The following is a 24,184-nucleotide window of genomic DNA, read 5'->3' on the forward strand; positions in this document are numbered from 1 at the left end:
TAGTTGGTTGAGGTACTCGCTTTGAAAAATTGCGACCTTGCGCGAGGTTCAGGCCGCAGTGGAAGTCAGGCTGCTAAGAATCCGCCGTCGATAGGAATCGTCACTCCAGTCACATAGGAGGACATAGGGGATGCCAGGAACAAAACAGCTCCCACTAACTCCTCAGGCTCCGCGACCCGCCCCATCGGGATGCGGGTGAGGAATTTTTCCAGTTTGGCTGGATCAGCCCGCGTAGAGGCGGACATAGCTGTGGCAATAACACCCGGCGCGATCGCATTGACCCTTACACCGTCCTTTGCCAAATCAACAGCCAGCGATTGTGTGAGCTGTTTGACGGCCCCTTTCGATGGGGCATAGCCCAGAGTGTTTGGCCAGCCAGCAAAGGAAGCTACAGAAGCGACGTTGACGATCGTGCCTTTCGTTTTCCGGAGATCAGAGAGAAACGCATGCGTGACATTGAAAGTACCCTCGACATTGACTCTCATGATCAGTTGCAGATTTTTGGATGCATTCGGGCTGTCAATGCCTTCGCGGATCAGAATGCCGGCGTTGTTGACCAACACATCCACAGCGCCCACGTCCTTGGCGACACGACGAGCAGTTTCGGCGCATTGCTCAGCCGAAGTTACATCCAGGCCATAGCTCCAGGCTTGTCCCCCTTTGCTTCGAATCATTTCGGCCGTCACATCAGCGTTTTCCCGATTGAGGTCTGTGACCACTATCTTGGCGCCCGCGTCTGCTAATCCTATGGCGATAGCTTTGCCATTTCCCTGTCCTGCACCCGTGATGAAAACCGTACGACCTTTGAGAATTTTTGGCATTTTCATGGTTTATCTTCAGGCAGCGTAAGCAGGAGCGGATTGTGTGGCTTGAACCTGATCGGCAATGTGATTTGCTGCGATATAGCCAAAGGTAAGACCTGGTCCCAATGTGATGCCGGCCCCGGTGTACTCGCCACCCATGATGCTGGCTGCATCATTACCAGCGGCATAGAGGCCTTCAATCGGACTGCCATCGGTGCGGATCACTTGGCCGTTTCCATTCGTTTTCAGCCCCATGAATGAACCAATGTCGCCTGGCACCAGCTTGATGGCATAAAAAGGACCGGTCTTCAGTGGCTCCACACAAGGATTAGGACTGTGTAGTGCATCGCCTTGGTAACGGTTGTAGGCTTTACTGCCACGACCAAATTCGGGATCACGACCGTATTGAGCGTTTTCGTTGTAACGGTTAATCGTTTCATCCAGTGAGGCGGCGCTAACACCAATTTTCTGCGCGAGTTCAGCCACCGTGCGGCCTTTTTTCAGATACCCATTGCTCAGGTGTTCGCCCATAGGCATGGGGAACGGCTTGACAAAGCCAAGTCCATAACGACGAATCGCGCGGTGATCAGCCACCAGCCAGCAGAAACTGTTTTGCTTTCCGACAGAAGACTCCACAATGGCTTGCACGACATCGTGGTAAGAATTGGCTTCGTTGGTGAAACGCTTGCCATCCTGATTGACCGCGATGACACCCGGTTTAGCGCGATCGATGAAGTGCGGCATGATGCCCGTGCTCCCGTCCTTGCGCGGAACCAGCGACATCGGAGTCCAGGCTGCGGCTTGTTGCAAGGTGTCATCAAACACGCCACCGACAGCTTCGGCCATGCGTGCGCCATCGCCAGTATTGGACTCGGGGGTCGGTGACCAATGCTGATGGCCTGAGCGAACGTGAGCGTAGACCTTTTTCTTGCGCTCCTCGTCATGTGGAATGCCCCCGCTGGCTAACACCACACCCATCTTGGCATTGACCTTAACCTTTTGACCTTGCTGCTCCAGCACCGCGCCCGTCACGCGTTCTCCGTCGCGCAACAACTGAGTTACAGGAGAAGACAGCAGAACCGGCACCGACAAATTCGCAGCCGATTTGGCCAGACGAGCAGCCAAGGCATTGCCATTGGTCAGCGTCATCCCGCGTCCGTAACGCAAGACCTCCATGAAATGCTTGGTCAGACGCTTGGTTACGTACCAGGCAGACTCCAAAGATCGTGAAGCCCGCATGAAATGGATGATGTCTTTGCCCGAACCGATCGTGAGGCCAAAGACCGTCAACTCAGGCAGCACAGGGCCAAGGTCTTTAAGCAGCGGCCCCATCTCGCGTGCGTCCATGGGGCGTGTCACAAATGAGCGACCGCCTTGTGCAGCGCCTGGTGCCTCTGCATGGTAGTCCGGGAATGTCAGCGGCATGTCGAACTGCAGCACCGTCTTAGATGTGAAAAATTCGACGCACTTGGGGCCATTTTTGATAAAAGCGCGCACGCGCTTTTCATCAAAGTTGTCACCAGCCTGATCCTTGATGTAGGTGAGCGCCTGATCCGGGCGCTCCACATGGCCCAAGGCTTTAGCCATCTGAGTGTTCGGAATCCAGAGCCAGCCGCCCGAACGGGAGGTCGTCCCTCCATAAAAAGCGGCCTTTTCTGCCACCACGACTTTCAACCCGCGGCTGGCGGCCGTAATCGCAGCAGACATGCCTGCCACACCCGAACCCACAACCAGTACATCGCAGTCAAGCTGATTTGCTACCGACATTGAAATTTCTCCTAAGAAATGAACGAGAAAGCGATTGCTCCTCGCATGTCTGCTAATTTAAACCTAGCGCGCTAAACCTTATCTAGGGACTTACCCTGATCTAGCGCGCTAAACAATAGTGAATAATTGGTGCGTATGATTCCACCCATGTCTAAAGTCCAGCCAATCAGTTTGAAGAACGAACCGGAACACGCACCCGAGCGCGAGCGGCGTGGTATCCAGTCGATTGAGGTGGGGGGGGAAATCCTCAAGGTGCTCGCATCAGAGCCAAGACCGATGGCCTTGAAAGACTTGGTGAAGGCGGCAAACATGCCTTCGGGAAAAATTCACCCGTATTTGGTGAGTTTTGCGAAAATTGGCCTGGTCGCGCAGGACCCTTTTACGGGCTATTACCTCTTAGGCCCCATGGCCATCCAGTTGGGGCTGACCAGCTTGCAAACGCTGAACCCTGTGCGTGAAGCCACGCCCTTCGCGGAAGCTCTGGGCCATCACGCGACCTGAGACGTTAAGCCTGCGCTGGTTGCTGACCACCGAGACGCAAAGTCAGCTCTTTAACGGCCTCGGCCAACATGGATACCGCTTCGTTTTTCCAAGCTGCGGGAAGCCGGTTTTCGTGGTTGGTCATCGTGATCACCATCACGGGGTTACCCTCCAAGTCAAAGACCGGTGCACTGAATGCATTCACGCCGGGAATAGGGTTACTGATCGCTCGACTGACGCCATGCCGGCGTGCTTCCTGAACAATTTCTTGAATCTCCGGTTGGCGCTGCTGCCATTTTTCCTGCGGCATAGCCTCACCCAAAGGGCCTGCAATCGCTTGTAGCAGCCGCTCTTGAGGCAAGACTGAGGCAAACGCTCTTCCCGTCGCCGTATCGAAAAGCGACAACACACTGCCGATCCGCAGTGAGACGTGCAGTTGCTGCTGCGCCTCAATCAAACGCACCACAGTGGGTCCGAAATTACCCCAAACTGCAATCGCAATGGCATGTCCTGTTTGTGCGGCAAGTTGTCGGATCACAGGTTCAGCAACCGTCATGGGTTCAAGTCTTTGCAGACTGGCCAAACCCACGCGCAAAGCTGCCGGTCCCAGGTCGTATCGGCCCGAAGAGTCTTGTTCGATTAAGCCGAGTCGACCATAACTCACCAAGTAGGGATGGGCCCTGGATGGCGTCATTTCAGCACGTGCGGCTAAGTCCTTGAGACTCAGGGCCGAGCCGCTGTCTGCAAGAGCCAATAACAGACGGCCACCAACTTCAACCGACTGAACAGCGCGTTGTGATTTGTCCTCGATTTCAAGCGAGAGCACTTGGGTAGGTTCAGATTTTTTTCGCATAGAACGAATGAGTTTGACACAAACCAACTATCTCAGTATATTCATCAATGACAAATAGATTCGCTATTTGCAAATATAAGATTTAGACACCATGACCAAGACATTCGCATCCGCAGCCGACCTCGAAGAGAAAAAGGTCACCTTTAGCCAGATCTCTGAACACGCCTGGGCTTACACCGCAGAGGGAGACCCCAATACTGGAATCATCATTGGCGACGACGCCGTTCTGGTCGCCGACACCCAGGCCACCCCAGCCATGGCAGCAGACGTCATCCGTCGAATCCGCGAGGTCACCGATAAGCCCATCAAATACGTCGTACTCACGCATTACCACGCCGTGCGCGTTCTAGGCGCCAGCGCATACCAACCTCAACAAATTCTGGCCAGTCAGGACACCTACGACCTAATCGTCGAGCGGGGAGAGCAGGACAAAGCCAGTGAAATTGGGCGCTTCCCTCGCCTATTTCAAAACGTAGAAACAGTTCCTACGGGACTGACTTGGCCGACCATGACATTCAACGGCAAGATGACCCTGTGGCTAGGCAAGCTTGAAGTGCAGTTGTTGCAATTGGGCCGTGGCCACACCAAAGGCGACACCGTAGTTTGGCTGCCGAGTGAGAAGACACTTCTTTCGGGGGATCTGGTTGAATTTGACGCCACGCCTTATGCCGGTGACGCCTACTTTCAGGACTGGCCACAAACTCTGGACAACATCGCTGCACTCAAACCACGTGCGTTGGTACCTGGGCGTGGCCCTGCATTGCTGGGTGAGCTGCAAGTCAAGGCGGGCCTTGAGTGCACGCGCGACTTCATTAGTGACGTGTGGAATAGTGTCAAGGCTGGGGCCGACGCAGGCCGTGACCTGCGCAAAGTCTATGAGGAAACCTTTGCCAAGCTTCAGCCCAAGTACGGCAGCTGGGTGATCTTCAACCACTGCATGCCTTTTGACGTCACCCGCGCCTACGACGAGGCTACGCAATACCCCGACCCTCGAATCTGGACTGCCGAACGTGACCAGCAAATGTGGCAAACGCTGGAAGGCTGAGGAGCAGGCGTATTCATTTACTCATCAGGAATCCTAATGAAACTCGACGACCTTCCCCTTCATGAATTGCGCGGCACCGGTGAGCAGGTGCAAGCCATACAGTTCCCTTATGTGCGTTCGCCCGACCAAGATGCGGCGCAACCGGCCCGTCACCCCATAGTGATCGTGGGGGCAGGACCGGTCGGCCTTTCAGCGGCCATCGACCTCGCACAGCGTGGCCAGCCCGTACTGGTTGTGGACAACGACGACAGGCTCTCCTTCGGCTCGCGTGCGCTGTGTTTTGCCAAGCGCACACTTGAAATTTGGGACCGTCTTGGCGTGGGTGATTCCATGGTGGACAAGGGTGTGTCCTGGAACGTGGGCAAGGTCTTTTTGCGCGACGAGCAGGTCTACCAGTTCAACCTGCTACCAGAATCGGCCCATGAGCGTCCGGCCTTCATCAATTTGCAGCAGTACTACTGTGAGGCGTATCTGGTCGAGCGTGCACTGCAGCTCCCCAACATCGAAATCCGCTGGAAAAATAACCTTACAGCTTTGCAAACTCGGGACGATGGAGCCTTACTGACGCTGGATACGCCCGAAGGAAGTTACCAGATAGATGCCAGTTGGGTCATCGCCTGTGATGGCGGTCGCTCGCCTGTACGCAACATGATGGGCCTGGACAGCAAGGGCCGCATCTTCCAGGACCGATTCCTGATTGCTGACGTCAAGATGAAGGCGGACTTCCCCACCGAGCGCTGGTTCTGGTTTGATCCCCCCTTCCATCGAAACCAGAGCGTGCTGTTGCACCGCGAACCTGACAACGTTTGGCGTATCGACTTCCAGCTGGGCTGGGATGCCGATCCGGAAGAAGAGAAAAAACCCGAGAACATCATGCCCCGGGTGCAGGCCATGCTGGGCAAGGACGTGGAATTCACACTGGAATGGGCCAGTGTCTACACCTTTGCCTGCCTTCGCATGGACAAATTCGTACACGGCCGAGTGATTTTTGCGGGAGACGCAGCACACGGTGTATCACCCTTCGGAGCTCGCGGCGCCAACAGCGGCGTGCAAGACGCCGACAACCTGGCCTGGAAGCTGGACTGGGTTCTCAAAGGGCGTGCCGGTGTGGAGTTGCTCAACAGCTACGGAACGGAGCGTGAATACGCGGCCGACGAAAATATCCTCAACTCTACGCGCGCCACCGATTTCATCACGCCCAAAAGCGAGATCAGTCGTATGTTCCGCGATCAGGTGCTGGGACTGGCACGTGACCATGAGTTTGCACGCCGCATTGTCAACAGCGGCCGACTGTCGGTACCTGCTACGCTTCATGAGACCTCACTGAACACACCTGACGTGGACGCCTTCAAGGGACGCATGGTCCCGGGAGCACCCCTGACCGATGCACCAGTGCAGCGCGCGAGCCGGGATACATGGCTGCTGCGTTCACTGGGACCAGAGTTCACCTTGCTGGTATTTGGCGATGCGCCTTCCTGGGCTCCCAGCCTGTCTAACGTAACCGTATTGCGGATTGGCATGGACCTGCTTGATACCCAGGGCTTACTGGCTCAAAGGTTAGATGCCACTCCTGGCACGGCTTACCTGATACGACCGGATCAGCATGTAAGCGGTCGATGGCGCAAGCCTAATGAAGAGGCTGTGCGCGCCGCATTGGCAAAAACCACTTGTACCCAAATTTGATCCTCAAAGAGACAACATGCTGAATACCCAACCGAACATGGCCTCTTACGATGACTATTACGAGGCGCTCATCACAGCCCATCAAGGTTTGGAGACGGAGGAGAGCCATGCAATGAATGCACGCCTGGTACTCCTGCTTTCCAACCACATCGGTGACCTCGGAGTGCTCCAGGAGGCGTTAGGCCTTGCCCGCGGTAAGCCAGCTGCTGCCGAATCCGTATCCCTGGCCGGACGCACAGCGATCGCGCCCGTTGCCCCCTCGCATACTCCCGCATGAAGCGGTGATTGACACGTCTCGCATTGACGCCAAACAGAAAGGCAATATGTCACTCATACAAAAAATCCACCACGTCGCTTACCGCTGCAAAGACGCTAAAGAAACCGTTCAGTGGTATCAAAAGCACCTGGACATGAAATTCGTGCTGGCGATCGCCGAAAACGAAGTGCCATCCACCAAAGCGCCAGACCCCTACATGCACGTCTTTCTGGATGCAGGCCACGGCAACATACTGGCTTTCTTTGAGCTGCCCAGCCAGCCCGAGATGGGCCGCGACGAAAACACCCCCGCTTGGGTGCAGCACCTGGCGCTGAAAGTCGACTCGATGGAAACATTGCTGGCCGCCAAGGACAAGCTGGTGGCGGGCGGTGTCGAGGTTCTCGGCCCGGTCGACCACACCATCTTCAAGAGCATCTATTTCTTTGACCCGAGCGGCCACCGCCTGGAGCTGGCCGCCGACTGCGGTACACCCGAGATGATGAAGAAACTCGACGAAGTGAAGTGGGACATGCTCGAAGAATGGAGCCAAACCAAGCGCGCGCCCAAACACGCCGCCTGGATGCACGACGGCAGCATGTCCGCCTGAAAGCCGCTCGATGACCATGCTCAACGAAACCCACAACTCGGCACTCACAAGCTGGGTCCCCTCGGCCAACACGGCTGGCACCGACTTCCCCATCCAGAACCTGCCGTTCGCGGTGTTCCGCCGCAAGGGCTCTGCAGAAGCCTTCCGTGGCGGTGTGGCCATTGGCGACCAGATACTGGATCTGGCTGCTGTTGCCCAATCAGGCGTGCTGACAGGCGAAGCTGCTGCTGCCGCGCAAGCGGGCGCACAAGACAAGCTCAACGCGCTGATGGCGCTGGGCACCAAGGCCTGGAGCGCGTTGCGCCTGGCCCTGTCGCGTGCGCTGCGTGAAGGCTCTGCCGATCAAGCTGCGCTGCAGGCATGCCTGGTACCACAAGCCGAGGCCGAATACGACGTGCCCGCCCGCATCGGCGACTACACCGACTTCTACACCTCGGTGCACCACGCCACCAACATCGGCAAGCAATTCCGCCCCGACAACCCGCTGCTGCCCAACTACAAATGGGTGCCGATCGGCTACCACGGCCGTGCGTCCAGCATTGGCGTATCGGGCCAGCAGTTCCGCCGCCCGGTGGGCCAGACCATGCCGCCCGGCGCGACCGAGCCGTCGTTCGGCCCCTGCAAGCGGCTGGACATTGAGCTGGAGCTGGGCATCTTTGTGGGCAGCGGCAACGCCTTGGGCGAGTCCGTGCCGATCACAGAAGCCGAAGACCATGTGTTTGGCATCTGCCTGCTCAACGACTGGTCGGCCCGCGACATTCAGGGTTGGGAATACCAACCTCTAGGCCCCTTCCTGGCCAAGAACTTTGCAACCACGGTCTCGCCCTGGGTGGTGACGCTCGAAGCGCTGGCCCCTTACCGCACGGCCTTCACCCGGGCCGAAGGTGACCCGCAGCCCATGGCCTATCTGAACTCACCTGCCAACCGCAGCGGCGGCGCGTTCGATATCCAGCTGCAAGTGAGCCTGCAAACGGCCACGATGCGCGCCGCCGGCCAGGCCGACGCCAGCATCTGCCGCACCAGCTACCGCCACGCGTATTGGACGGTGGCGCAAATGCTCACGCACCACACCGTGAACGGCTGCAACCTGCAACCGGGTGACCTGCTGGGCAGCGGCACGCTGTCGGGCCCCACGCTGGACCAAGCCGGTGCGTTGATCGAATTGACCACTGGTGGCAAAAATCCGATCGCGCTGCCCAATGGCGAGCAGCGCACCTGGCTGGAAGACGGTGACAGCGTGGTGCTGCGCGGTTGGTGCGAAAAAGCGGGCGCAGCGCGCATTGGCTTTGGCGAGTGCTTGGGTACTGTGCTACCTGCCAAGGCCTAGTGCGCTGATGGGCGTATGTTTGCAAGAACAATTAGGAGCGGTAACCCGAGGAAGAATAAAAATTACTGCTAAGCGGAAACCGCCCGCCATGCAGCAAGCATCACACCGATGATGCCGACTGATTCCAAGCGTAACCTGCCCTTTAAATTTGAAGAATCGATGACCGCTTTTGGCCGTTTGCGGACATGCCCTCGATCAAACTTGTCCAAACAAAAGGCCAGCACTCAAGCCATCGCCAAGCGCGCATCCTCTGACAACAAATCAATCAAGTCCCACGCAAAGTTGGGCAGCTCGTCCAGGCTGCGCACGCAAATTTGCATGGAGCGAATCGCCCACGCATCAGACAGGGGCACCAGGCGGATGGCCATGCTGCGGGCGTGGCGGCGGGCGGCCGATTCGGGCAGCACGCCCACGCCCGCTTAGATCATGCGGCAGGCCGCGAGATGTGCGAAGCCTCGGCCCCTTTGGTGAGGCTGTTGGCTTCGGCCACCCGCACCATCAGGCGCAGGTCAACCAGGTCAAAGTGCACAGACATGGGCAGTCGCTGGTTGACCTGCCGAACATCACTTGCCGAACAGCTGGAGCAGATGCTGCCATGCGCGCAGCAACCAGCCCGAGCGTTCCACTTCGGCTTGCGCCACCAGCGGGGCTTCGCCCACAAGCTTGCCGTTCGACGTCGCGATCACTTTGCCGATCACAGCGCCTTTGGCAATCGGCGCTTCCAGGCCGGGCTTGAGCTCGAACGTGGTCTGCACTTGCTGGCCACGCGGCACCGTCAGCATCCACGGTGCGGCCAGCACAGCGGCAACCGTGTCGGCCTTGCCAAAGCTGACCTTGGCGGTGGTGACCACAGCGCTTGGCTGGATGGGTGTGGCTTTCTCAAACTGGCTGTAGCCCCAGCCGAGCAGTTCGCGTGACTGATCGGCACGCGCCTGCGGGCTGTGGGTGTTGAGAATGACCGTGATCAAACGCATGTCGTTGCGCTTGGCCGAGGTGACCAGGCAGTAGCCCGCCTCGGCGGTGTGACCGGTTTTGAGGCCGTCCACGGTGGGGTCGGTGTAAAGCAAGGCGTTGCGGTTGCCTTGCTTGATGCCGTTGTACTTGAACTCGCGCTCGGCGTAGATGGGGTAGTACTCGGAGCCGTCCTTGATGATGGCGCGCGCCAGGATGGCGAGGTCAGTCGCCGAAGATTTGTGCCCAGGGTCGGGCAAGCCCGTGGGGTTGACGAAGGTGGTCTTCGTCATGCCCAAGCGCTGGGCTTCGGCGTTCATCAGTTTGGCAAAGCCCGCTTCGGAACCGGCCATGTGCTCGGCGATCGCCTTGGACGCGTCGTTGCCCGACTGCACGATGATGCCGCGCAGCAGGTCAATGACGGTGGCCTGGCTGTTGAGGGGCAAATACATGCACGACTCGGCACTGGTGCCACGGCACCAGGCGTTTTCACTGACAGAGACCAAATCGGTGGTCTTGAGCTTGCCCGAGCGCAGCGCCTGCTCGACGATGTAGCTGGTCATCATCTTGGTGAGCGACGCAGGCGGCAGGGCTTCGTCGGCATTGGCCGCGGCCAGCACCTGGCCGGAGTCGTAGTCCATCAGCAACCAAGCCTTGGCGGGCAGAGCGGGGGCGTTGTCGGCCAGTGCGACTTGCGCTGCCAGTGGCGGCAGCGCGTTCGCGGCGGCGGCAGATTTTTTGCCGGACGCAGCCTTCTTGGGCACAGCGGCTTTGCTGGCCGCGTGTTTGCCTGTGGCGTTTTTGGCGGCAAAGGCCACCGAGCTGGGCGCCAGAGCGCCTGCGGCGATGGCGAGGATCAGGGGAAGGAGGGGGGAGGTCTTGGTGTGCATGACTTGAATGGGCAGAGCTCTGATTGTCGCCGATCAGAATGCACATCCCTCGCCCCACAGCACCAGGGCTAAGGCCTCAAGCGAGCGAAGCGCGAGGGGTCTGGAGCATCTGCCGCGCCAACAGCAGCACCGGCGGGTCAACCATCTTGCCGTCCACATGCGAGGCGGCGAGTTGGGCGGTGTGGGATGTCATGCTGTCTCCTTGTGTTCTGTCTCAAATCGCTTGGCTGTCACGCAAGGCTTGCACCGCCGCGTCGTCCAGGCCCAGCTCGCGCAAGATGGCTTCGGTGTGTTCGCCCACGGCGGGCACGGGGTCCATGCGGTAGTCGTAGCGGTTGTTGCGCCCGGGTGGCAGCAGGGCCGGAATGTCACCAGCGGGTGAACCCACTTGTTGCCAGCGTTGGCGGGCCTGGAGCTGCGGGTGCGCCCAAACACCGGCCATGTCGTTCATGCGGGCGTTGGCGATTTGCGCCTGGTCCAAGCGTGCTTCGACTTCGGCGGTGTTCATGGCCGCGAACACGCCCAAAATCAGTTGCTGCAGCTCGGCACGGTTGGCGTTGCGCAAGGCGTTGGTGTGAAAACGCGCATCGGTGGCCAGCGCCACATCGCCCAGCACCACTTCGCAAAACACTTTCCACTCGCGCTCGTTTTGCAAGCCCAGCATCACCGTGCCGCCGTCGCCCGCCGCAAAGGGGCCATAGGGGTAGATGCTGGCGTGTGATGCGGCCGTGCGCGGTGGCGGCGCCGCGCCTTCATAGGCGTAGTACAGCGGGTAACCCATCCATTCACCCAGCGCTTCGAGCATGGACACGTCGATGTGGCTGCCCTGCCCCGTCTTGCCGCGCAAGAGCAGGGCCGACAGGATGTTGGTGTAGGCGTACATGCCGGCCGCGATGTCGGCCATCGAGTTGCCCGCCTTGGACGGGGCTTCGGGCGTGCCGGTGATCGACAACAAACCCGCTTCGCTCTGGATCAAGAGGTCATAGGCTTTCTTGTCGCGGTAGGGGCCGTCTTCGCCATAACCCGAAATGTCGCAAACGATGAGCCGGGGGTGCGTGGCGCTGAGCGCTTCAAACGACAGGCCCATGCGGGCAGCGGCGCCCGGTGCGAGGTTTTGCACCAGCACGTCGGCGTCTTGGAGCAGCTCGCGCAGCACGGCCATGGCGTCGGGGTTTTTCAGGTCGAGCGTCAGGCTTTCTTTGGAGCGGTTGGTCCACACAAAGTGCGAGGCCTGGCCGCGCACCCGCGTGTCATAAGCCCGCGCAAAGTCGCCCGCGCCGGGGCGTTCAACCTTGATGACGCGTGCGCCCAAGTCGGCCAGCTGGCGCGTGCAAAACGGCGCTGCAATCGCGTGTTCGAGTGAGACGACGGTGATGCCGTCCAGAGGTCTTGGCGCGCTCATGTCAGAAAGAGCGAGGCAGCCCGAGGATGTGCTCGGCCACGTAGCTGAAGATCATGTTGGTCGAGATCGGGGCGACTTGGTACAGGCGCGTCTCGCGGAACTTGCGTTCGATGTCGTATTCGCACGCAAAGCCAAAACCGCCGTGGGTTTGCAGGCAGACGTTGGCCGCTTCCCAGCTGGCCTTGGCTGCGAGGTACTTGGCCATGTTGGCCTCGGCCCCGGCGTTTTGCATGGCGTCGATTTTCTCGCAGGCTTTCCAGCGCATCAGGTTGGCCGCTTCCAGTTCAATGAACGCATCGGCAATGGGGAACTGCACGCCCTGGTTTTGGCCAATCGGGCGGCCAAACACCACACGCTCACCCGCGTATTTGCGGGCGCGTTCGATGAACCAATAGCCGTCGCCAATGCACTCGGCGGCGATCAGCGTGCGCTCGGCATTCAGGCCGTCGAGCAGGGTTTTGAAGCCTTTGCCTTCTTCGCCCAGCAGCGCGTCTTCGGGGATTTCGAGGTTGTCAAAAAACAGCTCGTTGGTTTCGTGGTTGACCATGTTCAGGATCGGGCGCACGGTGAGGCCGTTGCCGATCGCTTGCTTGAGGTCGATCAGGAAACACGACAGACCTTCGGAGCGCTTGGTGACCTGGTCAGCGGGCGTGGTGCGCGCCAACAAAATCATCAGGTCGCTGTGCTGGATGCGCGAGATCCAGACCTTTTGGCCGTTGATGACCCAGCGGCCGTCTTTTTTGACGGCGGTGGTTTTGAGTTTGGTGGTGTCGCTGCCCGTGGTGGGCTCGGTCACGCCCATGGACTGGATGCGCAACTCGCCCGTGGCGATCTTGGGCAAGAGCGTGTTTTTTTGGGATTCGGAGCCGCTGCGCACGATGGAATTCATCACGTACATCTGGCCGTGGCAAGCGCCCGAGTTGCCGCCTGAGCGGTTGATCTCTTCCATGATGACCGAGGCCTCGGACATGCTCAAGCCCGAGCCGCCGTATTGCTGCGGGATCAGCGCGGCCATCCAGCCGGCTTTGGTGAGCGCGTCAACGAATTCTTCGGGGTAAGCGCGTTTTTCGTCGATCTTGCGGTGGTACTCGTCAGGAAACTGGGCGCAGAGGTCGCGCACGGCGTCGCGGATGTCCTGGTATAGGTCGGGTGCGTGCATGGTGGTGGTGGGAATGAATGGGTCAAAAAAGGATGAACATGCAGCGCAATGTCAGGCCAGGGTGGCTTGCGCCTGCATGGTGAGCCAGCCTTCGTGGTCGCAGGCCCAAAGGTCAATGGTTTTGCCATCAGTTGACGGCCGGCCGTTCAGGTGAAAGGGGTGCAGATCAAACGTGGGGCGCACGGCGCGGAACTTGAACGAGGCCACGCGGGCATCGGGCATTTGGCGACGCACCAGGTCCACCAGCAAGGTCGCGATCAACGGGCCGTGCACGATGAGGCCGGGGTAGCCTTCTTCTTGCGTGACGTAGCTGCGGTCGTAGTGGATGCGGTGGCCATTGAAGGTGAGCGCCGAATAGCGAAACAGCGACACCGGATCGGGCACAAACTCGCGCTGCCAGGGCGCGCCGGTTTCGGCCGCAGTGGGTGGCACTTCGGGTGCACCGGGCACTGCGGCGGCGCGGTACACGATGTCGTGCGTTTCGGTCAGGCACAGGCCTTGGGCGTTGCTGAAAGTGTGTTCGACTTCGACAAACAACAAGTCGCCCGTGCGGCCAGCCTTGTGTTTGACCGAAGCGATGCGCGAATGCTTTTGTGCGGCGTCACCTACACGCAAGGGGTTATGGGTTTGCCACTGCAAGCGGCCCCCGGCCCACATGCGACGCGGCAGCGGCACGGGCGGCAAAAAGCCACCGCGCAAGGGGTGGCCGTCTGGCCCGATCTGGCTTTGTGGGGCCTGCGGCAAAAAGTACAGCCAGTGCCACAAGGGCGGCACTTCGCTGCCAGCGGCTTGGCGAGCATCGTCACGGTCGAGCAGCGCACTTTGACCGCGCAAGGGGGCGGCGCTGATGTCGTCGTCGAGCGTTTCGCTGCGGCCTTCCCAGCTACGCAAGTGCGCAACCTGGGCGGCATCAAGGTTGGTGGGTGTTGTGTTCATGGCGGTATCTTTGCCGAGATCAGAGGGGCGGTGGGTTGACGTGTCCCTGTGGTGCATCTACAAAGTTTCAAAAGTGCCCAGGATGGCAGTCGACTGGCTCGACAGCGTGCCGCCGTTGCCGTGGGCCAGCGCGGTCTGCACGCCGGGCACTTGGCGCTCGCCGCCCTCGCCGCGCAACTGGCGCACGGCTTCGATCACGGTGAAGATGCCGTACATGCCCGGGTGCGTGCACGACAAGCCGCCGCCGTTGGTGTTGACCGGCAGGTGGCCACCGGGCGCGATGCCGCCGCCTTCCACAAAGGCACCGGCTTCGCCTTTTTTGCAAAAGCCCAGGTCTTCCAGAAACAGCAAGGTGTTGATGGTGAACGCGTCGTACAGCTGCACCACGCCCATGTCGGCGGGCTTCATGCCCGCCATGGCAAAGGCCTCGCGGCCGGACTGGCTGGCGGCCGTGACGGTGAGGTCGTGCATGGACGAGACCTGACGGTTCCAGTTGGCGGTGGCGTTGCCCAGCACGTAAACAGGTTTCTTTGGCAAGTCACGCGCACGGTCGGCACGCACCAGCACAAAGGCGCCGCCGCCGTCGGTCACTAGGCAGCAGTCGCGCACCGACAAGGGGTCGGACACCATGCGGGCCTTGAGCACCTCGTCAATCGACAGCGGATCGCGCATGAAGGCTTCGGGGTTGCGCTGCGCCCAGGCGCGGGCGGCCACGGCCACTTCGGCCAGCTGGCGGCGGGTGGTACCGTACTGGTGCATGTGCCTGCGCGTGGCCAACGCATAGGCGCTCAGCGGCTGCATCGGGGCGTAGGGGGTTTCGTAAGGCTGCGGGTCCATCACGCGGCGCGCCTGCGCGATCTCGGCGCGGCCAAAGGTGGAGGTGCGCTGCGTGCTGCCGTAGCAGACCAGCACCGCGTTGCACTGGCCCGACTGCAAAGCCATCATGGCTGGCAAGATGTGCGCCACAAAGCTGGAGCCGCCCAGCATGGTGCCGTTGATGTAACGGGGGTTGATGCCCAAATACTCGGTCACGGGCATGGGCCACATGGTGGACAGCACGCTGGCGGTGCACAGGCCGTCAATGTCGCTCATCTTCAGGCCAGCATCGGCCACGGCTGTGCGCGCAGCGCGGGCCAGCACTTCCATCTCGGTAAAACCCGTGGCTTCGCCACAACCAAAGGTGGCCACGCCCGCAATGGCGGCGCTGCCGCGCAAGGCTTTCAGGCCCGACGAGGTGTGCACGGCTGCCGAAGCGGCCGGGCCACGGGGCACGGGCTTGGCCACTGTTGCCGCTGTGCTGACCGGGTCAAACACCACCATGCCTTGGCCCTTGTCGACCACCACACGGGCCTGCACACGCTGACCCACCTGCACGGCGTCGACAGGGTCCATGTCCACGCGGCTCATCAGGCGCACGCCTTCGTCCAGGTCAATCAGGCAAACGTTGTAGTCGCCACCCGCGTCGGGCTTGCGGCGCACAGTGGTCACGGAATACACCGTGCCCAAACCCGTGGGGGCCACCAGCGCGAGGTCGTCGCTGCCGCAATGCGGGCAGACCTCACGCGGGAAGTAAATGTGTTGGTCACAGCCCTTGCACTGCTGGACCATGAAGCGGCCTTCATCGAGGGCGGCTTGGTGCTGCGCGAGCACCCCTTTTGAGTTGTCGCTCATCGTGTTTTCCTCAGATCGGGTCCCAGCTGAACACATCGCCCGAACGCTCCAAGTCAAAGAAGCTCGACTTGAGCGCGGGCATGGCTTGGTCCAGCACCGACTGCGGCGTCCAACCCTCGCTGCGATGCACCGAGCGGATGGGGCGCGGCTGGCTCATCAAGAAGATTTCGTTGTTGCGCACGGCAAAGACCTGGCCGTTCACATGGGCCGAGGCGTCACTGGCCAGGGCCACGGCCATGGGCGCTATCTTGGCGGGCGTCATCTGCTTGATGCGTTCCACGCGGGCCTGCTCTTCGGGTGTCTCGGTCGGGATCGAGCCGATCATGCGGCTCCAGGCAAAGGGCGAAATGCAGTTCGAGCGCACCTTGAACTTTTGCATGTCAAGCGCGATCGACTTGGACAGCGCGGTCACACCCAGCTTGGCCGCCGAGTAGTTGGCCTGACCAAAGTTGCCCACCAAGCCCGAGGTCGACGTCATGTGGATGTAGTTGCCGCTTTCTTGTTCCTTGAAGTGCGTGGCTGCGGCGCGGCTGACGTAAAACGCGCCATACAGGTGCACCTTGAGCACCGCGTCCCACTCGTCCATGCTCATCTTGTGGAAGAAGCGGTCACGCAAGATGCCCGCGTTGTTGACCACCACGTCGATGCGGCCAAAGCTGTCGATGGCCGTCTGGATGATGCGGGCTGCGCCTGCGGCGTCGGACACGCTGTCGGTGTTGGCCGCGGCTTGGCCGCCCATGGCTTTGATTTCGTCCACGACTTTTTGCGCGGGGCCTGCGTCCTGGCCTTCGCCCGACACGGACGCGCCGATGTCATTGACCACCACTTTGGCGCCTTCGCGTGCCATGGCCAACGCGATGTCGCGGCCAATGCCGCCGCCAGCGCCGGTGACCACGACGACTTTGTCTTCTACCAATCGGGCTTTGCTCATTTTTTCTCCTTCAGGTCGTGGGGCGAACGTCTGGCGGGCCAGCGTCACCCCACTGGGGGTTGATGTATCTTGCGGCGTTCAGTGATTCTGAACAATCTTCAAATGCTGAAGCGGGTCTTTCGGATTGCCGAACTCTGGGATTGCGGGTGTTTGAATGCGTCTGTGTGACCTTGTCAGCAGTCGCGCCTCTGTCCTTTCACTGTTTCATCAACATCAATCGCTAAATGCTGAGCGCATCAAATACATCGTGTCCTGTTCTGCAGCCAGCTGCAAGCGTGCAGGCGACACGCCCAAGTCGAACCCAGGTCTGGCTCTGATGTGATCGATCGAGGCCTCATTGGCATGAGCTGTAAACAACTCGGGGCACTGACTCAAACCAGCAGCGAACATGCCTCCCAGTCCGGGCTATTGGGTATCTCGCAGATAATCGAGGTTTTGATTTTTCAGCTACAGCCACCAAGGTGGCTTGACCATTTACGGAGAAGAACATGAGCACTTTCCAAACCACCGGCGCACGCGCCACGGGCCTGGCCACCTTGGCCGCTGACGGCACCGTGCTGGACACCTGGTTCCCAGCCCCCGAACTGGCCGAAGGCGTTGCCGCCAGCGGCAGCACCCGCCTGACCGAAGCCGAGGCCGTCGCCGCCCTGGGCGCTGACGTGGCCAAGGCCCTGAGTGCCTGCGCTGTGCGTGGCACCACCGTGGTGGCTGTGCGCACCGAAATCAAAAGCCTGGCCGACGCGCCCGCCGACACCCACGACGCGTACCTGCGCCTGCACCTGCTGAGCCACCGCTTGGTTCAGCCACACGGCGCGAATATGACCGGCATCTTTGGCCTGCTGGCCAATGTGGCCTGGACCAACTTCGGCCCTTGCGCCGTGGCCGATGTACCCGCCGCCCGCATGAAAGCCCGCGCCAGCGGCCGCGTGCTGGAAGTCAAAGGCGTGGACAAGTTCCCGCAGATGACCGACTACGTGATCCCGTCGGGCGTGCGCATCGCCAACGCCGACCGCGTGCGCCTGGGCGCGCACCTGGCCAGCGGCACCACCGTCATGCACGAAGGCTTTTGCAACTTCAACGCGGGCACCTTGGGCGCCAGCATGGTTGAAGGCCGCATCAGCGCAGGCGTGGTGGTCGATGACGCCAGCGACATCGGCGGCGGCGCGTCCATCATGGGCACGCTGTCGGGTGGCGGCAAAGAAGTCATCAAGGTCGGCAAGCGCTGCCTGCTGGGCGCGAACGCCGGCATCGGCATCTCGCTGGGCGACGACTGCGTGGTCGAAGCGGGCTGCTACATCACCGGCGGCAGCCGCGTGCAGCTGCCCGACGGCAGCCTGATGAAAGCCAAAGAACTGTCCGGCAAAAACGGCATCCTGTTCCGCCGCGATTCACAGTCGGGCGCGCTGCATGCCATTCCACGCAACAAGAGCTGGGGCGAGCTGAACGCTGAGCTGCACAAGAACTGATTTTTGATTCTTGTCTAAAGACAACGGCGTGCACGCGTGAGCGGCACGCCGTTTTTTATGTTTGGCGCGTCTGCCAATCATCGGTGAGCTTGTTGCGCGCCGCTTGCCCGGTCATGCGCTGCTGAATCCACTTCTCGCTGCGCCCCATTTTTTGCCCATTCTTACGGGCACGGTCCAGGCTTTGGGCGAAGTCAGCGATTTCCCGCATCACCTCGGCCGCCGCGTCAAACGCCCCCACAGCCGCCCCGACCACTGCCCCAAATCATCGAGGTAGGTGAACACCACCGGGATGACCAGCAAGCTGAGCACCGTGCTGGTGAGCAAGCCGCCGATCACGGCAATGGCCATGGGCGAGCGGAAGCTCGCGTCGGCCGCGCCCCAGCCCATGGCAATGGGCAGCATGCCCGCGCCCATGGCAATCGTCGTCATGACAATCGGCCGGGCGCGCTTGTGGCAAGCGTCCAAGATCGCGTCCCAACGGCTCATGGGTGGCACGGCAGGATGGTCGCCCTCGGCGGGTTTGCCGCGCCGCGCTTCGATGGCGTATTCGACCAACAAGATCGAGTTTTTGGTGGCGATGCCCATGAGCATGATCAGGCCAATAAGCGAGGGCATCGAGAAGTTCTTTTGCGCAATCAACAAGCCCACAAACGCGCCACCCAAAGACAGCGGCAGCGCCGCCAAAATGGTGATCGGGTGCAAGAAGCCTTTGAACAACAACACCAGCACGATGTAGATGCACATCACGCCAATCAGCATGGCCAAGCCGAAGCTGGCAAACAGTTCGCCCATGACTTCGGCGTCGCCCACCTCCACCACCTTCACACCCGGCGGCAAGCTTTGCAGCGCAGGCAGTTTTTGCACCGCCGCTGTCACGTCGCCCAAGGGCATGCCCGAGAGTTCGATTTCGAAGTTGATGTTGCGCTGGCGGTCGTAGCGGTCGATCACCGCAGGGCCACCCGCCACCTCGATGCTGGCCACCTGGCCCAGCATGACAGGGCCACGGCTGCCGGGCACCATCAGCCGCTCGAGCGTGGCCAGGTCATGCCGGGACTCGTCGCCCAGCTTGACGACGATGGGCACTTGCCGCTCGGACAGGTTGAGTTTGGGCAAGGCCGCGTCATAGTCACCCAAGGTGGCCACGCGCAAGGTGTCGCTGATGGCGGCGCTGGTCACGCCCAAATCGGCGGCTTTGGCAAAGTCGGGGCGCACCGCGATTTCGGGGCGCACCAAGCTGGCGGTGGACGCAATCGATCCCAGACCAGAAATGGTGCGCAAGTCACGCTCGACGGCCATGGCCACGGTTTGCAGGGCCTGCGGGTCTTGGCCCGTGAGCACCAGCACGTATTTCTCGCCCGAGCCGCCCAAACCCACTTTGCTGCGCACGCCGGGCAATTGCTGCAGCGCGGTGCGGATGTCGTTTTCAATCGCCTGCTTGCGTTGGCGCTGACCACGCTCGGTCAGCTGAATGGTGAGCGTTGCCTTGCGCACTTCGGCCGCGCCACCACCGGCAAACGGGTCACTGCCCGCGCTGCCGCCGCCAATGGTGGTGTAGACGCTTTTCACGTCGTTCACCGCCATGAGCAACATGCGGGCGTGTTCGGCACTGGCCTGGGTTTGCGCCAAGGTCGAACCTGGGGGCAGCTCCACATACACCTGGGTTTGTGAGTTGTCGTCCGGCGGAATGAAGCCCTTGGGCAACAAAGGCACCAGCATGATGGAGCCGATGAAAAACAGCGTGGCCAAGACCATGGTGACCAAACGGTGCTTCATGCACCAAGTGGCCCAGACCATGTAGCGCTTGAGCCAGCCGGGTTCGTGCGCGGCCGTGACGATGGGCTTGAGGATGTAGGCCGCCATCATGGGCGTGAGCACCCGCGCCACCACCAGCGAGGCGAACACCGCCAGCGACGCCGTCCAGCCAAACTGCTTGAAGAACTTGCCCGGAATGCCGCTCATGAAAGCCGTGGGCAAAAACACCGCGATCAGGGTGAAGGTGGTGGCGATCACGGCCAAACCAATCTCGTCGGCCGCTTCCATCGCCGCCTGATAAGGCGACTTGCCCATGCGCAAATGGCGCACGATGTTTTCCACCTCCACGATCGCGTCGTCCACCAGCACACCAATCACCAAAGACAGCGCCAGCAAAGTCACCACGTTGATGGAAAAGCCCAGATAGGCCATGCCAATGAAAGCCGGGATCACCGACAGCGGCAGCGCCACGGCTGACACAAAAGTGGCCCGCCAGTCGCGCAAAAACAGCCACACCACCAGCACCGCCAAAATTGCGCCCTCGTAGAGCAGCACCAATGAGCCGTTGTATTCCTCTTCCACCGGGGTCACAAAGTCAAAGGATTCGGTGATCTCGATGTCCGGGTTTTGCAAGCGGTAGTCGGCCAAGGCCTGGCGCACCAAGCGGCCGACAGCGACTTCGCTTTCGCCTTTGCTGCGCACCACCTCAAAACCCACCACGGGCACACCGTCCAAGGTGGCGGCCGAGCGGGCATCGGCCAGGGTGTCGCTCACCGTGGCCACTTGGTCCAGCCGCACACGCCCACCACGCGAGGTGGACAACTCGATTTGACCCACTTCTTGCGCCGTCTTGACGGTGGCCAGCGTGCGCACAGGTTGCTCACCGGCACCAATGTCCATGCGGCCGCCCGAGCCTTCACGCTGCACCTGCTGGAGCTGGCGCGACACCTCGGCCGCCGTGATGCCCAGCGACTGCAAACGGTTCACATCCAAAGCGACGCGCACCTCGCGCGTCACACCGCCCACGCGGTTGACGGCGCCCACGCCGCGCAGCGACAAGAGCTTGCGGGTGATGTCTTTGTCCACCAACCACGACAGCGCCTCGTCGTCCATGCGCGAAGAACGCACGGTGTAAGCCAGCACGGGCGAGCCGGCCAAGTTGAGCTTTTGCACCACCGGGTCGCGCAGGTCGCCGGGCAGGTCGGCGCGCACGCCCTGAATGGCGGAACGCACATCGTCCACCGCTTCTTGCGTGGGCTTTTCCATGCGGAACTCGGCGGTGATTGACACCACGCCGTCTTGCACTTTGGTGGTGATGTGCTTCAAGCCCTGCAGTGGGGCCAGCGCGTTTTCGAGCTTGCGGGCCACATCGGTTTCGAGCTGCGAAGGCGCAGCGCCGGGCAAGCTGGCGGTGACGCTGATGGTGGGCACGTCCAGATCCGGAAAGTTCTGCACTTTCATGGACCCAAAGGCGATGAAGCCGGCCACCGTCAGCAGCACAAACAGCATGACGGCAGGAATGGGGTTGCGGATCGACCAGGAAGAGACGTTGAGCATGGCGTCCCTTTTATTTGGTGGCGGCGGCGGGAGCAGCTTGAGCGGCAGGCGCATCGACCACACGCACCGTGTCGCCGTGGTTCAAAAATGCACCGCCGCTGGCCACCACGCGGGCATCGGCTTTCAGGCCACTGGTCACCTCCACACGGTCACCGTTTTGGCGTCCGGTTTGCACCTTGAGTTGGCTGACTTTTTGGTCGGCCCCCACGGTGTAAACGTAGCTGAAGCCATCGCGCACCACCACGGCGCTTTGCGGCACGGTGAGCGCCTGGCTTTGGCCCAGCGCGATCTCGCCTTGGGCGTACATGCCGGCACGGGCGCTGCCGGTGACGGCGGGCAAATCCACATACACGATGGCGTTGCGGGTTTGCGCGTCCACCGAAGGCGCGACCATGCGCACCTTGCCTTGCAGCTGCTGGCCGCTGGCGGCTTTGATCTGCACCGGCGCGCCCACCTGGATGCGGCCAATCTCGGCGGCGGTCACTTCAGCCCGCCACTCGATGCGGCCCTGGCGAATCAAGCGAAACAACTCGGTGCCTGCGCCCACCACGCTGCCCACGGTGGCTTGCCGCGCCGAGATCACGCCCGCATCGGGCGCACGCACTTGGGTTTGCGACAAGCGCACGGTTTGCAACTGCACCATGGCACGGGCCGATTGCACACGCGCTTGCGCCGAAGCATCGGCGGCCAAGGTCTGGCTCAGTTGCGCGTTGCTGAAAAAGCCCTGCTGCTGCAAGCTGCGGGCGCGGTCAGATTGGGCTTTGGCTTCTTGCGCACTGGCCGTTGCTTCGGCGAGGGCCGCTTCGGCCTGCGCCAATTCCGCACGCAGGGTGTCGGACTGCAAAGTTGCCAACACATCGCCGCGCTGCACCCGGTCGCCCACATTCACCCGCACTTCGGTGATCTTCAGGCCATTGGCCTCAGCGCCGATGATGGCTTCTTGCCAAGCGGCCAAGCTGCCGTTGGCGCTGATTTTTTGAGCCAGGCTGGCCGTTTGAGGCGTGGCCACCGTCACCGTCAGGCTGGGTTTGGCGGGCTGCGAGCCTTTGGCCTTTTCGTCGGCAGCCAAGGCGGCACACCCGTGCGCCATCAACAAACAAGCAATCCATGCGGATTTTTTCATGACCGACTCCCAGACCCAAAAATGGATTGAGTTTATCGGGGGACAAGAAGCCTTTTGACGGCAATGGCGCCATGTCTGAATTCCGCCCCCGCAGCGTGCCTTTGCAGGCGGCTCAAAGCGCTTGGGTCAAGTCGCCATTGACCCGTGCCACCGCACGAAACGCATCGCTGATGCGCTCATCCGCCGCAGCGCGTTGCCAAAACTGCATCGCCAATGCCCGCGCTTGCGGCCAGACGCCCAAGGTATGGGCATTGGGGCGCGGCAGCTGGCTGGACCAGTCTCGCGCCACCACCTCGCCTGCCACCGGGGCGTAATACATGGGCAGCATGTCGTAAACGGGGGCCAGTTGCCAGCGGTGTTGGTGCAGCAGCAGCGACACATTGCCGTGGTGGCGGTCGGTGTTGGCAATCAGGGCACCAAAGGCGTCGAGCAGGCACAGGGTCTGAATGTCGGCAGCGCTCAGGCTTTCGGCCCCTGCGCGGCCGGTCTGCATGGCGGTGGCGGCCCATTGCGAGCCGATGCCGATGTAATGCGCGTCGTACATCTCCAAAGACACCATGCCCACGCGGCCCTGATGCGTGCGGTCAAATCGGCGGCTTTGCAAAAAGACGCGGCCACCGGCCTGCACGATGTCGGTGTGCGCGGCGGCAATGCCTGCGGCTTGCAAGGTGTGCAGGGCCAGTGCCTCGCACACCAGCAGATCGCGCCAGCGCTGGTCGGCTGGGGCATCGCCTGCGGGCGAAAACTTGACCAGCACGGGCACGCCATCCGTCACCGCGCAAAACTTGGGTTGCTCACCGCCCGCGCTGGAGCCAGGGGCTGCGCTGCCCAAGGATTGCAAGGCCAAACGGGGGTAGTCCTGCTCAGGGTCGGTCACTGCCGGTGCGGCGCTGCGGTTGGGCGGTAAGGTCAGGTAACGGTCCAAGGCCGTAGCACCCACCAACAGGTTGCCAGGCAGGTCTTCACCGGCACGCACCAGCGCCAGCAGGATGTGGTCATCGCTCCAGTGCGCCAGATGCGGGGGCAAGGCCAACTCGGCATGGGCTTGTGGAAAAGCCCGCCCCAGAAAACCCTGGGGGCGGGTGTCCATCAAAAACCAAGGCAAGCTGTGGTGAAACTCACTGCGGCCATGGGCCTTGTCGGCTTCTTCCATCCAGAAGCCGCCTCCGGCCAGCGGGTACATCGTGCCAAAGCTTTGCAGCTCACCACTGGGCAGCACCTGGTGAATGAGCACCTGCCGCCCCACACCCGGCACATCGCGTGGCAACAGATATCGCTGCGCGCGGGCAGCGCCCACCTTCACCACCGCCCCTGAAGCCAACAAGGGCGCGAGCAAGCGCGAGACGGTGGGTTGGCTCACATCCAGCTGCGCCTGTAGCTGGGGGCTGCTGGCATGGCCGTTGTAGCGTCGCAAGGCTGCGATCAAGGGGTCAGAGGTGTTCACTGAATGGATATCTGAATAGATATTTCAATGATACAAGACGCCCAAGTTATTGTCATTCAAAGAATTTATTCTACAAATTCC

At 61.1% G+C, this 24,184-nt stretch carries 21 protein-coding genes and 2 pseudogenes; 7 read left to right on the forward strand and 16 right to left on the reverse strand.

The features are described from left to right. Positions 1 to 65: 65 nt before the first annotated feature. A complete protein-coding gene (locus tag B9Z43_RS05440; protein WP_108323505.1) occupies positions 66 to 827 on the reverse strand; it encodes an SDR family NAD(P)-dependent oxidoreductase in 762 nt (253 codons plus the stop codon). Between the two features lie 9 nt (positions 828 to 836). After that, positions 837 to 2,570, reverse strand: a complete 1,734-nt coding sequence (locus tag B9Z43_RS05445; protein WP_108323507.1) for an FAD-dependent oxidoreductase — start codon at positions 2,568 to 2,570, stop codon at positions 837 to 839. A 147-nt stretch (positions 2,571 to 2,717) separates the two neighbouring features. Here B9Z43_RS05445 and B9Z43_RS05450 point away from each other — a divergent pair, with 147 nt between their 5' ends. Further along, on the forward strand, positions 2,718 to 3,071 hold the full coding sequence (locus B9Z43_RS05450) for a helix-turn-helix domain-containing protein (protein ID WP_233253949.1): 354 nt from the start codon (positions 2,718 to 2,720) through the stop codon (positions 3,069 to 3,071). Positions 3,072 to 3,075: 4 nt separating this feature from the next. On the opposite strand, the gene B9Z43_RS05455 is transcribed toward B9Z43_RS05450, so the two are convergent. After that, positions 3,076 to 3,903 (reverse strand): IclR family transcriptional regulator, encoded by an 828-nt coding sequence (locus B9Z43_RS05455; RefSeq protein ID WP_108323509.1) that lies wholly within the window; start codon positions 3,901 to 3,903, stop codon positions 3,076 to 3,078. Between the two features lie 91 nt (positions 3,904 to 3,994). Between B9Z43_RS05455 and B9Z43_RS05460 the strand changes: the two genes are divergently transcribed. Genes B9Z43_RS05460 through fahA form a run of 5 tightly spaced genes read left to right on the forward strand, consistent with a single transcriptional unit; the run spans position 3,995 to position 8,821 of the window. Further along, the gene (locus B9Z43_RS05460; RefSeq protein ID WP_108323511.1) at positions 3,995 to 4,948 is read left to right on the forward strand and encodes an MBL fold metallo-hydrolase; all 954 of its coding nucleotides are present in this window, start codon (positions 3,995 to 3,997) and stop codon (positions 4,946 to 4,948) included. Positions 4,949 to 4,984: 36 nt separating this feature from the next. Then, entirely contained in the window at positions 4,985 to 6,631 is a 1,647-nt protein-coding gene (locus B9Z43_RS05465; protein WP_108323513.1) for an FAD-dependent oxidoreductase, read from the forward strand. Positions 6,632 to 6,647: 16 nt separating this feature from the next. Further along, positions 6,648 to 6,908 carry a DUF2783 domain-containing protein gene (locus B9Z43_RS05470; protein ID WP_108323516.1) on the forward strand — a complete coding sequence of 87 codons (261 nt, stop codon included), beginning with the start codon at positions 6,648 to 6,650 and terminating at the stop codon, positions 6,906 to 6,908. Positions 6,909 to 6,954: 46 nt separating this feature from the next. Continuing rightward, positions 6,955 to 7,494 carry a VOC family protein gene (locus tag B9Z43_RS05475; protein WP_108323518.1) on the forward strand — a complete coding sequence of 180 codons (540 nt, stop codon included), beginning with the start codon at positions 6,955 to 6,957 and terminating at the stop codon, positions 7,492 to 7,494. A 10-nt stretch (positions 7,495 to 7,504) separates the two neighbouring features. After that, on the forward strand, positions 7,505 to 8,821 hold the full coding sequence (gene fahA, locus B9Z43_RS05480; protein WP_108323520.1) for a fumarylacetoacetase: 1,317 nt from the start codon (positions 7,505 to 7,507) through the stop codon (positions 8,819 to 8,821). Positions 8,822 to 9,045: 224 nt separating this feature from the next. Here the strand turns inward: fahA and B9Z43_RS05485 are convergent. The 9 genes and pseudogenes from B9Z43_RS05485 to B9Z43_RS05515 form a co-directional block, all read right to left on the reverse strand. Beyond that, a pseudogene (locus tag B9Z43_RS05485) lies at positions 9,046 to 9,237 on the reverse strand (LysR family transcriptional regulator); the annotation flags it as partial. A gap of 8 nt (positions 9,238 to 9,245) precedes the next feature. Continuing rightward, positions 9,246 to 9,356 (reverse strand): LysR family transcriptional regulator, encoded by a 111-nt coding sequence (locus B9Z43_RS17255; RefSeq protein ID WP_146183914.1) that lies wholly within the window; start codon positions 9,354 to 9,356, stop codon positions 9,246 to 9,248. 28 nt (positions 9,357 to 9,384) lie between these two features. Beyond that, positions 9,385 to 10,662, reverse strand: coding sequence for a D-alanyl-D-alanine carboxypeptidase family protein (locus B9Z43_RS05490; RefSeq protein WP_108323522.1), 1,278 nt, complete (start codon positions 10,660 to 10,662; stop codon positions 9,385 to 9,387). A gap of 214 nt (positions 10,663 to 10,876) precedes the next feature. Next, positions 10,877 to 12,064, reverse strand: coding sequence for a CaiB/BaiF CoA-transferase family protein (locus B9Z43_RS05495; protein ID WP_108323524.1), 1,188 nt, complete (start codon positions 12,062 to 12,064; stop codon positions 10,877 to 10,879). A 1-nt stretch (position 12,065) separates the two neighbouring features. Next, entirely contained in the window at positions 12,066 to 13,223 is a 1,158-nt protein-coding gene (locus B9Z43_RS05500) for an acyl-CoA dehydrogenase family protein (RefSeq protein ID WP_108323526.1), read from the reverse strand. A gap of 51 nt (positions 13,224 to 13,274) precedes the next feature. Further along, positions 13,275 to 14,159: a MaoC family dehydratase N-terminal domain-containing protein gene (locus B9Z43_RS05505; RefSeq protein ID WP_108324127.1), complete on the reverse strand. Its 885-nt coding sequence runs from the start codon at positions 14,157 to 14,159 to the stop codon at positions 13,275 to 13,277. A 57-nt stretch (positions 14,160 to 14,216) separates the two neighbouring features. Beyond that, positions 14,217 to 15,479 (reverse strand): thiolase, encoded by a 1,263-nt coding sequence (locus B9Z43_RS05510; RefSeq protein ID WP_233250058.1) that lies wholly within the window; start codon positions 15,477 to 15,479, stop codon positions 14,217 to 14,219. Between the two features lie 33 nt (positions 15,480 to 15,512). Then, a pseudogene (locus B9Z43_RS17355) lies at positions 15,513 to 15,866 on the reverse strand (Zn-ribbon domain-containing OB-fold protein); the annotation flags it as partial. Beyond that, on the reverse strand, positions 15,841 to 16,761 hold the full coding sequence (locus tag B9Z43_RS05515; protein ID WP_108323531.1) for an SDR family NAD(P)-dependent oxidoreductase: 921 nt from the start codon (positions 16,759 to 16,761) through the stop codon (positions 15,841 to 15,843). The pseudogene B9Z43_RS17355 and the gene B9Z43_RS05515, both read right to left, overlap by 26 nt. A gap of 488 nt (positions 16,762 to 17,249) precedes the next feature. On the opposite strand from B9Z43_RS05515, the gene dapD reads away from it, so the two are divergent. After that, positions 17,250 to 18,227, forward strand: coding sequence for a 2,3,4,5-tetrahydropyridine-2,6-dicarboxylate N-succinyltransferase (dapD, locus tag B9Z43_RS05520; RefSeq protein ID WP_108323533.1), 978 nt, complete (start codon positions 17,250 to 17,252; stop codon positions 18,225 to 18,227). Between the two features lie 55 nt (positions 18,228 to 18,282). On the opposite strand, the gene B9Z43_RS05525 is transcribed toward dapD, so the two are convergent. The 4 genes from B9Z43_RS05525 to yjjJ all read right to left on the reverse strand — a co-directional run bounded on the left by B9Z43_RS05525 (position 18,283) and on the right by yjjJ (position 24,103). Continuing rightward, a complete protein-coding gene (locus tag B9Z43_RS05525; protein ID WP_199222255.1) occupies positions 18,283 to 18,435 on the reverse strand; it encodes a hypothetical protein in 153 nt (50 codons plus the stop codon). Beyond that, positions 18,435 to 21,536, reverse strand: coding sequence for an efflux RND transporter permease subunit (locus B9Z43_RS05530; RefSeq protein ID WP_108324129.1), 3,102 nt, complete (start codon positions 21,534 to 21,536; stop codon positions 18,435 to 18,437). The genes B9Z43_RS05525 and B9Z43_RS05530 overlap by 1 nt, the downstream gene beginning before the upstream one ends. Before the next feature lie 10 nt (positions 21,537 to 21,546). Beyond that, entirely contained in the window at positions 21,547 to 22,659 is a 1,113-nt protein-coding gene (locus B9Z43_RS05535; protein WP_233250045.1) for an efflux RND transporter periplasmic adaptor subunit, read from the reverse strand. Positions 22,660 to 22,771: 112 nt separating this feature from the next. Beyond that, positions 22,772 to 24,103: a type II toxin-antitoxin system HipA family toxin YjjJ gene (gene yjjJ, locus B9Z43_RS05540; protein WP_233250044.1), complete on the reverse strand. Its 1,332-nt coding sequence runs from the start codon at positions 24,101 to 24,103 to the stop codon at positions 22,772 to 22,774. Positions 24,104 to 24,184 lie beyond the last annotated feature (81 nt).

This window comes from Limnohabitans sp. MMS-10A-192 (assembly GCF_003063335.1).
In the GTDB taxonomy this organism is placed as follows: Bacteria; Pseudomonadota; Gammaproteobacteria; order Burkholderiales; family Burkholderiaceae_C; genus Limnohabitans_A.